Below are 14,117 nucleotides of genomic sequence, written 5' to 3'. Positions count from 1 at the left end.
CCCCTCCCCCTTGAGGGGAGGGGTTAGGGGTGGGGGTTCTCCTGGAAAGAGCCTTGTGTTCGGCGGTCGGCGTCGGAGATCCCTGCCGTGATCTCCGGAAAATTCTTCGCCGCCGGCTCCGACCGCCGCATCTTCGTCGCCATCGTGCTGCTGGTCGCGGCGGCGATCGTCGTGCCCGTGCTCAACGTCGCCGTGCCGGCCGGCAGCGCCTTCCACGTGCCGCCCTATATGGTGGCGCTGGTCGGCAAATATCTCTGCTACGCGCTGCTGGCGCTGTCGCTCGACCTCGTCTGGGGCTATTGCGGCATCCTCTCGCTCGGCCACGGCGCGTTCTTCGCGCTCGGCGGCTACGCGATGGGCATGTATCTGATGCGCCAGATCGGCTCGAGGGGAGTCTACGGCAATCCCGACCTGCCCGACTTCATGGTGTTCCTGAACTGGAAGGAACTGCCCTGGTTCTGGTACGGCTTCGACCAGTTCTGGTTCGCGGCGCTGATGGTCATGCTCGTACCTGGGCTGCTCGCCCTGGTGTTTGGCTGGTTTGCCTTCCGCAGCCGCGTCACCGGCGTTTATCTCTCGATCATCACGCAGGCGATGACCTACGCGCTGCTGCTCGCCTTCTTCCGCAACGACATGGGTTTCGGCGGCAATAACGGCCTGACCGACTTCAAGGACATACTCGGGTTCAACGTGCAGGCGAACGCCACGCGCTCGGCGCTGTTTGCTGCGAGCGCCATCGCACTGGCGCTCGGCGTTTTCGTCACCTGGCTGATCGTGAGCTCGAAATTCGGCAAGCTGCTGATCGCCGTGCGCAACGCCGAAAGCCGCACCCGCTTCCTCGGCTGGCGGGCGGAAAACGTGAAGCTCTTCGCCTTCACCGTATCGGCGGTGATGGCGGGCATCGCCGGCGCGCTCTACGTGCCGCAGGTCGGCATCATCAATCCTGGCGAGTTCGACCCCGGCAATTCGATCGAGGTGGTGGTGTGGACCGCCGTCGGCGGCCGCGGCACCATCGTCGGCCCGATCATCGGCGCGCTGCTCGTCAACGCCGGAAAAAGCTGGTTCACCGGCGCGCTTCCGGAACTGTGGCTGTTCGCGCTCGGCGGGCTGTTCGTCGCAGTCACGCTGTTCCTGCCCAAGGGAATCGTCGGCCTGTGGGACCAGTGGCGCGATGCGCGGGCGCAGCGACAAGTTTCCGTCGCGGCGGAGGCCGGCACAGACATCGACCCGACGCCGCCCAAGATCGGGCGCGCACAATCTGGCGCGCCGACCGGCGAGTGGGCGAAACCCAGTGGCGGCCCCGAGCCGCAACCGGCGGAGTAGAAGATGTCGAAATCCGGCACCATTCTCTATCTCGACGGCGTCTCCGTCGCCTTCGACGGCTTTCGCGCCATCAACAAGCTCTCGCTGGTGCTCGACAGGGGCGAGATGCGCGCGATCATCGGCCCCAATGGGGCGGGCAAGACGACGATGATGGACATCGTCACCGGCAAGACGCGGCCCGACGAGGGCGAGGTGTTCTTCGACGGTCAGGTCGATCTGACACGCCACGACGAGGCCGAGATCGCCATGATGGGGATCGGCCGCAAGTTCCAGAAGCCGACCGTGTTCGATAGCCATACGGTCGAGGACAATCTGGTGCTGTCGCTCAACGGTCCGCGCTCGATCTTTCCGGCGCTGTTCCACCGCCGGTCGGCCGAGGAGGCGCGCCGCATCGACGACATCCTCGGCGTCACCCGGCTTGGCGACAAGCGTGGCGCCCTGGCCGCCAACCTCTCGCACGGCCAGAAGCAGTGGCTGGAGATCGGCATGCTCCTGGCGCAGGATCCGAAGCTGCTCCTGGTCGACGAGCCGGTCGCCGGCATGACCGACGCAGAGACCGAAGAAACCGCGCGTCTCCTGAAGGACATCAACCAGACGCATTCGATCATCGTCGTCGAGCATGACATGCATTTCGTGCGCGAGCTTGGCGTAAAAGTCACATGCCTGCACGAAGGGGCGGTCCTGTCCGAAGGAACACTTGATTTTGTCTCGTCAGATGAGCGAGTAATGGAGGTGTATCTTGGGCGGTAGGGACTGCAATGAACTCTCGCGAGCTTTGGACGCGTTTGCGCGCCGGCTTGAAAGCTGGCCAGTTTCAATTTCAGATCGGGAATGTCGAGTGGCGCAGCGAGGTCGGCGCGCCGCCGTTCAAATTAAAAGGCATGTGGGAGACGCAGACGGCTTCCGGCGCGCGGGAGTGCTGGCGGGTCTCGTTCAGCTGCCACCATCGGACCATCACCGTCGAGACCAGAAAGCCCCGGCCCAAGCTGTGGCTGGTCGGGTCAAAGGCCTCCTGACCTTTTGCGGAGGCTTCTGATGCTGGAAGTCTCCAACGCCACCCTCCATTACGGCGCGGCGCAGGCGCTGCGCGGGGTCTCGCTCACGGCGCGGGCGGGCAAGATCACCTGCGTGCTCGGCCGCAACGGTGTCGGCAAAACCAGCCTGATGAGATCGATCGTCGGCCACCACCGGCTGACATCGGGAAGCGTAGCCTTCGAGGGGAAGGCGCTCGACCGGAGCGCGGCGTACGATCGCGCCCGGTCGGGCATCGCATTCGTGCCGCAGGGGCGGGAAATCTTCCCGTTGCTGACGGTGAAGGAAAACCTCGAATCCGGCTTCGCGTCGCTGAAACGCGCCGATCGCAATGTTCCCGGACACGTGTTCGAGCTTTTCCCGGTGCTGAGACAGATGCTGGCGCGGCGCGGCGGCGACCTGTCGGGCGGCCAGCAGCAGCAACTCGCCATCGGCCGCGCGCTTGTCATGCGCCCGAAGCTGCTGGTGCTGGATGAGCCTACCGAGGGCATCCAGCCGTCGATCATCAAGGATATCGGCCGCGCCATCCGCTATCTGCGCGACCAGGCAGGCATCGCCGTGCTGCTGGTCGAGCAATATCTCGATTTCTGCCGCGAACTCGCCGACGAAGTCTATGTCATGGATCGCGGCCAGATCGTGCACACCGGTCCGGCCGAAGACCTCGACAAGCCTCACGTGCGAAAGTTTTTGACGGTCTGACCCGCGCCCGTAGCGCGCCTGGTCATTCTTCGATCTGGCGTGTCGAACACTCGTAGACCGAGGCGCCGGTTTCGGCGTCCACGCCCTGCAGGCTGACATCGTAGCCCCAGAGCTTGCGGACATGGCGCAGCGTCGCGTCCCGGCTCTCCTCCTCCAGGACGATGCCGTCCCTGATCTTGTGCTGCAAACGCAGATGCCGGTCGCCGAGGAGATCGAGGTCGACCACCTGGATGTCCGACCGGCTCGTCCCGACATCATAGCTGTCGGCGAGCGCTGAGCGAATCTTCTCGTATCCCCGTTCGTTGTGGATCGATGCGACCTGGTAGTGCGAGTCGCTCGCAGCGTCGTTGAGGGTGAAGAGCCGCCATTTCCTTATCAGGGTAGGACTGAGATACTGACGGATGAACGATTCATCGCGATGGTTGGCCCAGGCCTCAAGCAGGGTTTCGCGCCAGTCGCCATTGCCCGCGATGTCTGGAAACCAGTCGCGGTCCTCTGCCGTCGGATGCATGCAGATTCGCTGGATGTCCTGCATCAGGTCGAGGCCGAGCGCATAGGGATTGATGCCCGAATAGCGAGGGTCGTCGAACCCCGGCTGGAAAACCACGTTCGAATGGCTGCGCAGGATCTCCAGCATGGCGCCTTCGCTGATCTGGCCCCGGTCGAAAAGCGTGTTCGTGATGGTGTAGTGCACGAAGGTGGCGCAGCCTTCGTTCATCACCTGCGTCTGCCGCTGCGGGTAGAAATATTGCGCGATGATGCGGACGATCCTGATGACCTCGCGCTGCCAGGGCTCCAGGATCAGGCTGTTCTTCTCGAGGAAATAAAGCAGGTTCTCTTCCGGCAGATGCAGCGATCTCTTCCGCTCCGCCACTTTGGATTCCGCCTCGTCGGCCGGTTCGCCGCTCTTGGGCTTCGGAACGGTCCGCCACAGATCGTTGTATGACCGTTCTTCGTATTCCAGGCGCTCGCGAATGCCTTCGCGCTGCTTTTCCGACGACAGCTTCGGCGGGCGCCGATACCTGAACACGCCCTGTTCCATCAATGAGTGCGCCGCATCGAGGATTTCCTCCACCGCGGCCAGTCCGTGGCGTTCCTCGCAGCGCGTGATGTAGCTCTTGGCGAAATCCAGATAGCTCAAGATCGCGCCCGCATCCGTCCACTGGCGGAACAGATAATTGTTCTTGAAGAAGTGGTTGTGGCCGAAGGCGGCATGCGCCGTCACCAATGCCTGCAACGGCATGGTGTTCTCCTCCATCAGGTAGACGATGCAGGGATTGGAGTTGATGACGAGTTCGTAAGCGAGCCCGCGGCCGGCCTTGCGGTACAAAAGCTCCTGGTAGAGGAAATGCTTGCCGAACGACCAGTGGCGGTACATCAGCGGCATGCCGATCGAGGAGTAGGCGTCGAGCATCTGCTCGGACGAGATGATCTCCATCTGCACGGGATAGACGTCGAGGTGAAGCTCGTCGGTCGCGATCTTCCCGATGGCGTCGTGGGCGCGCGACAGCGTGGCGAAATCCCAGTCCGAACCAGGAAACAGCAAACCGGATGTGCCTGGATCCATGGGCATCGACCTTGCTCTCATCCGCTCTTTTGAAGGGCGGGTTGCTTGGTGAAGAGCCGGCGGAAGACCGGATAGATGTCGGCGGCCTTTGCGATGCGGGTCATCTGGAAGTTCGGCCAATTGTCGTCGACGGTGCTGTAGGCCTGCCACAGCGAGGTGCCGTTGTCCGTCGAGCCGAATATGTGGCTCTCGCGCTCGTCGATGATCTCGACATAGGCGAAATACTGGCACAGCCGCATGATCTCGCCGTCGAGAAGTGAAATACAGCGCTCGGAATCGGTGACGGAATTGTCGCCATCCGATGCTTGCGCGGCATAGATGTTCCATTCTTTGCTGGGATAGCGCTCGTCGATGACGCGGCGCATTTCTTCGAGCGCGGTGGATACGATCGTGCCGCCGCTTTGCGTGCTGTAGAAGAAGGTTTCCTCGTCCACCTCCTGCGCCTCGTGCGTGTGGCGGATGAAGACGATTTCGGTGCGGTCGTAGCGGCGCTTCAGGAAAAGATGGAGCAGCACGAAGAACCGCTTGGCCAGATCCTTCTCGCGCTCGCCCATGGAGCCGGACACGTCCATGAGGCAGAACATCACCGCATTGGCGTTCGGCACCGGTTGCGGGTCGAAGCGGTTGAAGCGGATGTCGATCGGATCGACAAAGGCGATCAGCCTGCGCCGGCGCTCCAGCCGTTCCAACTCCACGCGCAACTCGGCTATCCGCTGGCTTGCGGCCGGGTTTGGCGGGGCCGCCTCCAGCGCCGCAAGCTCCTGCTTCACCGCCTCCACATCCTGCCGCTTGGGACGCTTCAGCGCGATGCGGCGGCCATGGCTGTGGCGCATCGTGCGCCCGACATTGATGTTGGTCGCAGATCCGGTCACGGTAAAGCCAGCCCGGCGCGGCTTGAACGCGACGATCTCCTTGAGATTGAGCTTGACCATGTCGGGCAGTTCGAGGTCCTCGAAGAAGAGATCGAGCACCTCTTCGCGCGAAAGCACGAAACGGAAATCGTCTTCGGAAACCCGCTTGCCGGGCCGGCTTCCGATCCCGCCGCCCTGGCTGGGCTTCGGGATACGATCGCCGGGGGCAAAATGCTTGTTGCCGGGCAGGACGTGCTGGCGCCGGCCGCTGTCCTTCGCGTCGTCGAATCTCGGTTCGCTGGTGCCCCTTGCGGGCATCGAAACCGCATGCTCGGCGTCGACGTCGGAAATCTTGCCGGTTCGGATCTGATCCCTGATGCTGCGCTTCAGCTCCTCGCGAGCACGGCGCAGGAAGCGCTGGCGGTTGCCAAGGCTCTTATCCTTCGGGTTCAATCGGCGATCGATGAAGATCGGCATGAAGCTTCCCGGGCGGGCTTCAGCCCGCCTTGTTGACGCGCATGTACCAGTCTACCAGCCGACGGACCTGGCGTCTGGTGTAGCCGCGCTCGACCATCCGGTGCACGAACTCAGTATGCCGCTTCTCCGTCACGCTGTCCTGCTTGGAGCCGAAGCTGATCACGGGAAGCAGGTCCTCGACCTGCCCGAACATCCGCTTCTCGATCACTTCGCGCAGCTTTTCGTAGCTCGTCCATGCCGGGTTGCGCCCATGATTGCGGGCCCTGGCGCGCAGCGTGAACTTCACGACCTCGTTGCGGAAGTCCTTGGGATTGGCGATGCCGGCCGGCTTTTCGATCTGCGACAGCTCGTTGTCCAGCACCTCGCGATTGAGATTTTGGCCGGTGTCGGGATCCTTGTAATCCTGGTCCTCGATCCAGGCGTCGGCGTAGGCGATATAACGGTCGAACAGGTTCTGGCCGTATTCGCTGTAGGACTCCAGATAGGCCTTCTGGATCTCGTGGCCGATGAACTCGGCATAGCGCGTGGCCAGTTCCGACTTGATGAAATCGAGATAGTCGGATTCCGTTTCCTTCGGGAACTGCTCGCGCCTGATCGCCTGCTCCAATATGTACATCATGTGCACCGGATCGGCGGCCACTTCCTCTGTGTCGTAGTTGAACGTCTGTGACAGGATCTTGAAGGCGAAGCGGGTGCTGACGCCGGTCATGCCCTCGTCGACGCCCGCCGCGTCGCGGTATTCCTGCACCGACTTTGCCTTCGGGTCGATTTCCTTCAGGTTTTCGCCGTCATAAACCCTCATCTTGGTATAAAGCGGCGAATTGTCGTGCTCGGCCAGGCGCGTCGAGACGGTGAACCGGCTCAAAATGTCCAGCACTTCGGGAGCGCAGGGGCTGCTGGCCAGTTCGCTTTCGCGCAGCAGCTTTTCGTAGATCTGCCTTTCTTCGGTGACCCGCAGGCAATAGGGAACCTTGACCACCAATATGCGGTCGAGGAACGCCTCATTGTTCTTGTTGTTCTTGAACTGCAGCCATTCCGACTCGTTGGAATGGGCAACAACAATGCCCTGGTATGGGAAGGCCCCGAAGCTTTCAGTGCCGTTGTAGCTGCCTTCCTGGGTTGCCGTCAGCAGCGGGTGCAGCACCTTGATCGGCGCCTTGAACATCTCGACGAATTCCAGCAGGCCTTGCGTCGTCCGGTTCAGGCCGCCGCTGTAGGAGTAGGCGTCGGGATCGGACTGGCTGAAATCCTCGAGCTTGCGGATGTCGACCTTGCCGACCAGCGCGGAGACGTCCTGGTTGTTCTCGTCGCCCGGCTCGGTCTTGGCGATGCCGATCTGGCGTAGCCGGGAAGGCGTCAGCCTGACGACGCTGAACTTGGAGATGTCGCCGTTCAACTCATCGAGCCGCTTGGCCGCCCAGGGCGAAATCAGGCCGTTCAGACGGCGGCGCGCGATGCCGTATTTTTCCTCCAGCAGATCGCCCATGCGATCCGGATTGAAGAGCCCGAGCGGCGATTCGAATACCGGGCTGACCTCGTTGCCGACCTTCAGCGTGTAGATCGGGCGCTCCTCCATCAGCTTCTTGAGCCGCTCCGCCAGCGACGACTTGCCGCCGCCGACCGGACCGAGAAGGTAAAGGATCTGCTTGCGCTCCTCGAGCCCCTGGGAGGCATAGCGGAAATAGCCGACGATACGCTCGATCGTGTCTTCCATGCCGTAGAATTCCGCAAACGAAGGATAGATCTTGATCGTCCTGTTCGCGAAAATGCGGCCGAGCCGTTCGTCCTTGCTGGTGTCGACCAGGTTGGGTTCGCCTATTGCCGCGACCATCCGCTCGGGAGCGGAGGCATACATCGAACTGTCCTCGCAACAAGCGAGGAGATATTGCTGAAGGCTCATCTCCTCTCGAGCCGTATCCGTGTAAATCTCCGAAAATAGGTCGAAGACGTCGGATGTTTTTCCTTGCATGACACCCTCGCGCATTGGCCGGTCTGGTTGCCTGCGGCCAGCGTAACTCAACTTCCGGAATGGGCCTGTGGTTCCTTCACATCCCGGAGAGTCTGTTTCGCGAGCCTGACTCTCTGATCCGATGTTATCATGAGTCGCCGGTTGAAGCCCGGTTAAAGCGTCGCACCTCTCTCTTGCAGCCCATCTTTATGAATGCCTGACAAACATGGCGCTTTCTCGGACGCGGCTCGATTTTCCGACAGCGATATTTATTAGCCATTGAAGCGCTGGCGCCGTGCCTCGGTCGAACATGAGCAGGACGCTGCCTCATGTCTTGGAACAAGCAGCGGCCCGAATGGTTGAGGTACGATACACGATCCTGAAACGGACCTTAGAGCAAGCGCTCAAGGGGACACAAAATGTTTACTGCAACCAATCAGCAACATCCGCAGCCGATTCCGCCGGAACCGATTCCGCCGCAGCCCTTTCCAGGCCCCGATCCGGCGCCGGATCCGATGCCGCAGCCGACGCCTCCGCCTGGTCCGATCCCCGTTCCGCCTGTGAGGCGAGACTGGCAGTCAGCCCTGGCCCATCAAGCTGATCGGCTGGCGCGCGCCAGCCCGTGCGCCACCAGCCGATCGATGATCTCGGAATAGCTGACGCCGCTTGCCGCCATTGCCTTGGAATACATGCTGATATCGGTGAAGCCGGGAATAGTGTTGAGCTCGTTGATGAGGATGCGGTCCGGCGTCACGAAGAAATCGACGCGCGCCATGCCATCGCAGCCGACCGCCCGGAAGGCCTTTGCCGCCGTCGCGCGGATACTGGCTTCGATCTCTTCCGGTAGCTCTGCCGGCACTTGCAGGGCCGCGCCGTTCTCGTCGATATATTTGGCGTCGTAGCTGTAGAAGCCATGGCTCTCAGCCGGCACGATCTCGCCCGGCCGCGAGACGAAGAGGCCGCCTTCCGTATCCTCCAGCACGCTGCATTCGATCTCGCGGCCCCGGATGAATTCTTCGGCCAAAAGCTTGCGGTCGTGCCTGAAACCTGCGGCAAGCGCTGTCTCATATTCCGCTTCGGTCGAAACCTTGCTCACGCCGACAGAGGAGCCCTGCCGGGCGGGCTTGATGAAAAGCGGAAGCCCCAGCGCGCCCTGCAGCCCTGCAAAGGCCGGTGCGGCGCCGTGGTGGATCGTGACGGACCGCGCGACAGGCAGCCCCGCCTCGTTCAGCAGGCGTTTGGCAATATCCTTGTCGAGCGCAGCCGCGGAACCGAGGATGCCGCAGCCCACCAGCGGTACGCGCGCCACTTCCGCGAGCCCCTGCACCGCGCCGTCCTCGCCATGCAGGCCGTGCAGCACCGGAAAGAGCATTTCGATCTTCGGCAGCTCGTAGGGCGCGCCATCGGCCGGGAGCGCAATCATCCGTCCCTGTCCGCCCGGCACGAGGCAGACTTCCGTGCCGCTCGAAGGTTTCGCCAGCACGCCGTCCTCGAAGCTGCTCAGCAGCCATTGTCCTTCGCGGGTGATGAAGACGGGAACGGCGTCGTATTTCGCGGGCTCCAGCGCACGCATCACATTGGTTGCCGAAAGCACCGAAACGTCGTGCTCGGCGGAGCGTCCGCCAAAGAGCACGGCGATGCGCAGTCTGTTCGAGCAAATGGCCATGAAAGGCTCCAAAATGATCCGGTTTAAATGGCCTGGAAGCCGGCAGCGAACCCACAGGCTGTACCCGCTGAGGGCTCCGGCCGCAAATCCGACCATTCGGGTCGGTGAGCACCGGAAGCGCAGAAAACGCCGGCAGATGACCGCCAGAGTAGAGTTTCCAAACAGACTCTGAGGGCTTTGGCCGCAAACCCGGCCTACTGGAGCGTATAGCCCGGAACCTCGGCCGAACCGTTTCCGGATCTTAAGATCATCTCGGCTCCAGCCTCCGCTTCGCTTCCTTCCAGCCCGGTGGCGACCACCGACACCTTGAACTGCCCTTCGAGCTGGTCGTCGAAAATGGCGCCGATGATGATGTCGGCATTGTCGCCGACCTCCTCGCGGATGCGTGTGGCGGCCTCGTCGACTTCAAACAGCGTCATATCAGAGCCGCCGGACATCGACACCAGGACGCCTCGTGCGCCCTTCATCGACTTTTCGTCCAGCAACGGATTTGCGATCGAGGCTTCGGCCGCTTTCTTCGCCCGGTGCTCGCCGGTGCCGACGCCGGTGCCCATCATCGCCCGCCCCATGTCCTTCATCACGGTCCGCACATCGGCGAAGTCGAGATTGATGAGGCCTTCCTTGACGATGAGGTTGGTTATGCAACTGACGCCGGAAAAGAGAACCCTGTCGGCAATGGCGAAGGCGTTCTCGAAGGTCGTGCTGGCGGTCGCGACCCTGAACAGGTTCTGGTTCGGGATGACGATGACCGTATCGGCGTATTCGCGCAGAAGCTCGATGCCCTGTTCTGCCATCTGCATGCGGCGCTTGCCTTCGAACACGAAGGGCTTGGTGACGACGGCCACGGTGAGGATGCCGGCCGCCCGCGCCGCCTTCGCGATCACCGGCGCCGCGCCCGTACCGGTGCCGCCGCCCATGCCGGCCGTCACGAAGCACATATGGGTGCCGGAAAGCTGGTCCATGATCTCGTCGATCGATTCTTCGGCGGCCGCCTGGCCGATCTCCGGCAGCGATCCGGCGCCCAGCCCTTCGGTCACGAGCGAGCCCAACTGGATCAGCCTCGACGCCTTCGACATCGTGAGCGCCTGGGCGTCGGTGTTCGCGACCACGAACTCCGTGCCTTCCAGGCCTTCCGCGATCATGTTGTTGACCGCGTTGCCGCCCCCGCCGCCGACCCCGACGACCGTCAGCTTCGGCTTCATTTCGGTGAATTCGGGTTTGTTGGTGTTCGTCATGCCATCCGGTCCTGTGCGCGCCCCGGCCCGAATCGGAGTAACCCAAGAGAATCAGATCGCGCGAGCCGGCACAAGAACCTCTCGGTCGAACATGCCCTTTTCGTGATAGCGGATTCAGTATTCGGGGCCGCGCAGCCTGTTGCGCGCTCGCGTCAGCCCCAGGCGGCGCCGGAGAGCGCGTCGATCGGAAACTTCAGGTACCGCTTGCCGTTCGCCTCGGGCTCGGGGAGGCGACCGCCATTGATGTTGACCTGCAGGGCATGCAGGATCAGCCTCGGCATGGCCAGCGTGCTGTCGCGCTCGTTGCGGAACGCCACGAATTCATCCTCGCAGGGGTAGCGGGTCAGGTGGATGTTCCGCGCCTTCTCTTCGGCGACGGTGCTTTCCCAGCGCGGCTCGCGCCCGTCGGGGTAGTCATGGCCGACGAACACCCGCGTCTCGCCGTCGAGCGCCAGGATGTCCTGTATGCTCGCCCACAGCGCCCTTGCGCTGCCGCCGGGAAAATCGGCGCGCGCGGTCCCGCTATCCGGCATGAACATTGTGTCGTGGATGAAGGCCGCGTCGCCCGCGACATAGGTAATCGAGGCCAGCGTATGGCCCGGCGAATGCAGGACCCGCGTGTCGATGTCGCCGATCCGGAAGGTTTCGCCGTTCGCGAACAGCCGATCCCATTGCGAGCCGTCGGTGCGCAGTTCCGGCCAGTTGTATATCCCCGCCCAGAGCCTCTGGACCTCGACGATATGCGCGCCGATGGCGGTCGGGGCGCCGGTCCTGGACTTCAGATAGCTTGCCGCCGAGAAATGATCCGCATGCGGATGCGTGTCGAGGATCCACTGCAGGTCGAGGTCCTGAGACCGCACGAAGTCGAGCAGCCGGTCCGCATTGTGCGTCGCCGTCGAACCTGACTTCTCGTCGAAGTCGAGGACGGGATCGATGACAGCGCATTTGCGCGTGCGCGGATCGCTGACCACGTACTGGATCGAGTAGGTGCGGGGATCGTAGAACCCGGCGACATCTGGTCTGTGCATGTAGTACCCCCTCTGCCCCGTCAGGCCGCATGCGGAAAGAAGATCGCCCGGCCGGCGTCGACATCATAGCGCGCCGTGAACGCTCCCGCATCACGGGCGAGTTCGGCGACGGAGTCCAGGATGAACCTCACCTTGTCGTCTGCCAGGAGAACGCTGAAATTGAGCCGGGTGAAGCCCGGCTTCTTCATCTCCTCGCCGGCCATGATCGCCTGCCGCATCCGGTCGGATTCGGCCTCATCTATCGAAAGCAGGCGGTGCACATAGGGGCCGGCGCATGCGCAGCCGCCCCGCGCCTGGATGCCGAAGCGGTCGCTCAGCATGCGCGTCACCAGTTGCTGATGAACGTAGCCGCCATTGCCGTCCCGCACCCTGAAGGAAAAGATCGGCAGCCTCAGTGCTGCCTGGCAGCCGAGCAGTTCGATCTGCTCCACTTGTCTCCATGCCGCCGCTGCGCGCCGGGTGAGTTCGGCGTTGCGGCTTTGCATGGCGTCCGCGCCGATGGCGTCCTTGACCAGGAAAGCCAGTGCCGCGCGGATATCGCCCACGACATTGGGCGTGCCGGCTTCCTCCCGCGCCTCGAGGCTGTCGCTGTAGTCATGACCGGTGGGCGATACGAACCGCACCGTGCCGCCGCCGGGCCAGGACGGCTTCGTCGCCGTCACCGCGTCGCGCCGCACGATCAGCACACCCGACGCCCCCGGACCGCCGATGAATTTGTGCGGCGACACCACGATGGCGTCGATCTCGGCGTCCGCCGCCGGAGACATGGCGATGGGCAGATATGGCCCGGCGCCGGCATAGTCCCAGACCATCCTGGCGCCCGCCGCCTTGACCATGCGCGTGACCGCGGCGACGTCGGTGACGATCCCGGTCACGTTGGATGCGGCGGAGAAGGCGCAGATCACGCATCCGATGCCGCCGGCGCCCTGCAACGCCGCGTCGAGCGCATCGAGATCAGGGCCGCCGGACGGATCTTCGGCGATCTCGATCACTTCCGCGCCGCTCTCGCGCCAGGGCAATATGTTGGAATGGTGCTCGTAGGGGCCGATGATGATGCGGGCCCGCCTGCCGGAAGCCACGGCCTCCGTGACGCCAAGCAGCGAGACCAGCCGGTTGAGGCCGGCCGTCGCTCCCGATCCCGCGAAGATCACCGCGTGCTCGTCCGTTGCGCCGCAGCACTGGCCGATCGCGGCGCGGGCCTCGCGCCGCAGCCTGGTCATGAAGCCGCCGCAGTACGACGCCTCGGTATGGCTGTTGGCGTAGAAGGGCAGGACCTTTGCCAGCACGAACTCCTCGACCTGCATCAGCGCCCGGCCGGAGGCCACGTAGTCGGCGTAGACAAGCGGCTTGCGCCCGAACGGCCCGTCGATCTCGGCATCGTTGCCGATCAGGCCGGCCCGCAGACGTTCGATCACGTCGCTCGAAGAAAGCCCGGCGCTGAACTGCCGGAGCAGGCCCGGATCGGCGGCGGTTTCGCGTCGTGTCGTATGCATGGCAAGCCTCCAGCGAGCTATGCCGGTGAGAATACCGCAACAGACGGGTTGAAACTTTACCGAAATTCTGCGATTTGACGACAGGCTTGTGTCAGGTGATCGAGAAAATGGAAAATATCGATAGCTTTGATCTGAAGATCCTGACCTGCCTGCAAAACGACGCAACCCTCTCGCAGCGGGATCTGGCGGATCGGGTCGGCCTGTCCCAAAACGCCTGCTGGCGCAGGCTGCAGCGGCTGAAAGCCAGCGGCCTCGTCCTCGGCTCGCGGACCAATATCGATCTGGCGGCGCTTGGCCTCGATCTTACCGTTTTCGTGATGATCCGCACCCGCCATCACTCGAAGGAGTGGGCCGACAGTTTCCGCAAGCATGTCGAACGCCTGCCCGAAGTCATAGACTTCTACCGGATCGGCGGCGACTGGGACTATCTCGTCAAGGTGGTGACCAGGGGCATGGCCGGCTACGACGCCTTTTATCAGCGGCTCATCACCAATTTCGATCTCGCCACGGTGACCGGCTTCTTTTCCATGGAAGCCATCGTCGAGAACAGGGCCGCCGATCTCACCCGGTTGCGATGAATGGCGGCCCATCCGAGGGGGAGCGCGCGATCCCTGGTGGACGCTGATGCCGGATTGTCTTCCGCCAACTCATGGCGCCAGGCGCCGGCACTTCGATAGAAGTTTTCGGCTGCTTTCTATCATCCGCTGCGCGCGGGTTATCTTCTCTGTTGCTGCATGTTCTGGCCGGAGCTTCGTGTTTTCTGGCCTAATACTTGGCGGCGAACGATGCGTCGTTGCC

General features: G+C 63.0%; 11 protein-coding genes. 4 read left to right on the top strand and 7 right to left on the bottom strand.

All coding sequences use genetic code 11. The annotated features are described in order from the left end of the window. Positions 1 to 87: 87 nt before the first annotated feature. The 3 genes from urtC (at position 88) to urtE (ending at position 3,054) form a co-directional block, all read left to right on the top strand. Positions 88 to 1,323 (top strand): urea ABC transporter permease subunit UrtC, encoded by a 1,236-nt coding sequence (gene urtC / locus G6N73_RS06005; RefSeq protein WP_165024715.1) that lies wholly within the window; start codon positions 88 to 90, stop codon positions 1,321 to 1,323. 3 nt (positions 1,324 to 1,326) lie between these two features. Next, on the top strand, positions 1,327 to 2,073 hold the full coding sequence (gene urtD / locus G6N73_RS06000) for an urea ABC transporter ATP-binding protein UrtD (protein WP_165024713.1): 747 nt from the start codon (positions 1,327 to 1,329) through the stop codon (positions 2,071 to 2,073). 285 nt (positions 2,074 to 2,358) lie between these two features. Continuing rightward, positions 2,359 to 3,054: an urea ABC transporter ATP-binding subunit UrtE gene (gene urtE, locus G6N73_RS05995; protein WP_165024711.1), complete on the top strand. Its 696-nt coding sequence runs from the start codon at positions 2,359 to 2,361 to the stop codon at positions 3,052 to 3,054. 22 nt (positions 3,055 to 3,076) lie between these two features. On the opposite strand, the gene G6N73_RS05990 is transcribed toward urtE, so the two are convergent. The 7 genes from G6N73_RS05990 to G6N73_RS05960 all read right to left on the bottom strand — a co-directional run bounded on the left by G6N73_RS05990 (position 3,077) and on the right by G6N73_RS05960 (position 13,319). Beyond that, on the bottom strand, positions 3,077 to 4,621 hold the full coding sequence (locus G6N73_RS05990) for a SpoVR family protein (RefSeq protein ID WP_165024873.1): 1,545 nt from the start codon (positions 4,619 to 4,621) through the stop codon (positions 3,077 to 3,079). A 17-nt stretch (positions 4,622 to 4,638) separates the two neighbouring features. Next, entirely contained in the window at positions 4,639 to 5,949 is a 1,311-nt protein-coding gene (locus G6N73_RS05985; protein ID WP_165024709.1) for a YeaH/YhbH family protein, read from the bottom strand. A gap of 19 nt (positions 5,950 to 5,968) precedes the next feature. After that, a complete protein-coding gene (locus G6N73_RS05980) occupies positions 5,969 to 7,918 on the bottom strand; it encodes a PrkA family serine protein kinase (RefSeq protein WP_165024707.1) in 1,950 nt (649 codons plus the stop codon). A 571-nt stretch (positions 7,919 to 8,489) separates the two neighbouring features. Beyond that, positions 8,490 to 9,563, bottom strand: coding sequence for a D-alanine--D-alanine ligase family protein (locus tag G6N73_RS05975; protein ID WP_165024704.1), 1,074 nt, complete (start codon positions 9,561 to 9,563; stop codon positions 8,490 to 8,492). 194 nt (positions 9,564 to 9,757) lie between these two features. Then, positions 9,758 to 10,798, bottom strand: a complete 1,041-nt coding sequence (gene ftsZ / locus G6N73_RS05970) for a cell division protein FtsZ (protein WP_165024700.1) — start codon at positions 10,796 to 10,798, stop codon at positions 9,758 to 9,760. A 152-nt stretch (positions 10,799 to 10,950) separates the two neighbouring features. Continuing rightward, positions 10,951 to 11,826, bottom strand: a complete 876-nt coding sequence (locus G6N73_RS05965; RefSeq protein WP_165024697.1) for an MBL fold metallo-hydrolase — start codon at positions 11,824 to 11,826, stop codon at positions 10,951 to 10,953. 20 nt (positions 11,827 to 11,846) lie between these two features. Next, positions 11,847 to 13,319: an aminotransferase class V-fold PLP-dependent enzyme gene (locus G6N73_RS05960; protein WP_165024695.1), complete on the bottom strand. Its 1,473-nt coding sequence runs from the start codon at positions 13,317 to 13,319 to the stop codon at positions 11,847 to 11,849. Positions 13,320 to 13,426: 107 nt separating this feature from the next. Between G6N73_RS05960 and G6N73_RS05955 the strand changes: the two genes are divergently transcribed. Further along, entirely contained in the window at positions 13,427 to 13,897 is a 471-nt protein-coding gene (locus tag G6N73_RS05955; protein ID WP_165024693.1) for an Lrp/AsnC family transcriptional regulator, read from the top strand. Positions 13,898 to 14,117: the final 220 nt, after the last annotated feature.

Origin of the sequence: Allomesorhizobium camelthorni (genome assembly GCF_011045125.1) — a bacterium.
Taxonomy (GTDB): domain Bacteria; phylum Pseudomonadota; class Alphaproteobacteria; order Rhizobiales; family Rhizobiaceae; genus Allomesorhizobium; species Allomesorhizobium camelthorni.
This window is presented reverse-complemented; position numbering and strand designations above follow the sequence as displayed.

Bases quoted from the DNA above. Each gene is read 5' to 3' on its own strand.
- G6N73_RS05985 (WP_165024709.1), bottom strand. From the start codon at position 5,949: ATGCCGATCTTCATCGATCGCCGATTGAACCCGAAGGATAAGAGCCTT.
- G6N73_RS05990 (WP_165024873.1), bottom strand. From the start codon at position 4,621: ATGGATCCAGGCACATCCGGTTTGCTGTTTCCTGGTTCGGACTGGGAT.
- G6N73_RS05975 (WP_165024704.1), bottom strand. From the start codon at position 9,563: ATGGCCATTTGCTCGAACAGACTGCGCATCGCCGTGCTCTTTGGCGGA.
- G6N73_RS05965 (WP_165024697.1), bottom strand. From the start codon at position 11,826: ATGCACAGACCAGATGTCGCCGGGTTCTACGATCCCCGCACCTACTCG.
- urtE (WP_165024711.1), top strand. From the start codon at position 2,359: ATGCTGGAAGTCTCCAACGCCACCCTCCATTACGGCGCGGCGCAGGCG.
- G6N73_RS05955 (WP_165024693.1), top strand. From the start codon at position 13,427: ATGGAAAATATCGATAGCTTTGATCTGAAGATCCTGACCTGCCTGCAA.
- ftsZ (WP_165024700.1), bottom strand. From the start codon at position 10,798: ATGACGAACACCAACAAACCCGAATTCACCGAAATGAAGCCGAAGCTG.
- G6N73_RS05980 (WP_165024707.1), bottom strand. From the start codon at position 7,918: ATGCAAGGAAAAACATCCGACGTCTTCGACCTATTTTCGGAGATTTAC.
- urtD (WP_165024713.1), top strand. From the start codon at position 1,327: ATGTCGAAATCCGGCACCATTCTCTATCTCGACGGCGTCTCCGTCGCC.
- G6N73_RS05960 (WP_165024695.1), bottom strand. From the start codon at position 13,319: ATGCATACGACACGACGCGAAACCGCCGCCGATCCGGGCCTGCTCCGG.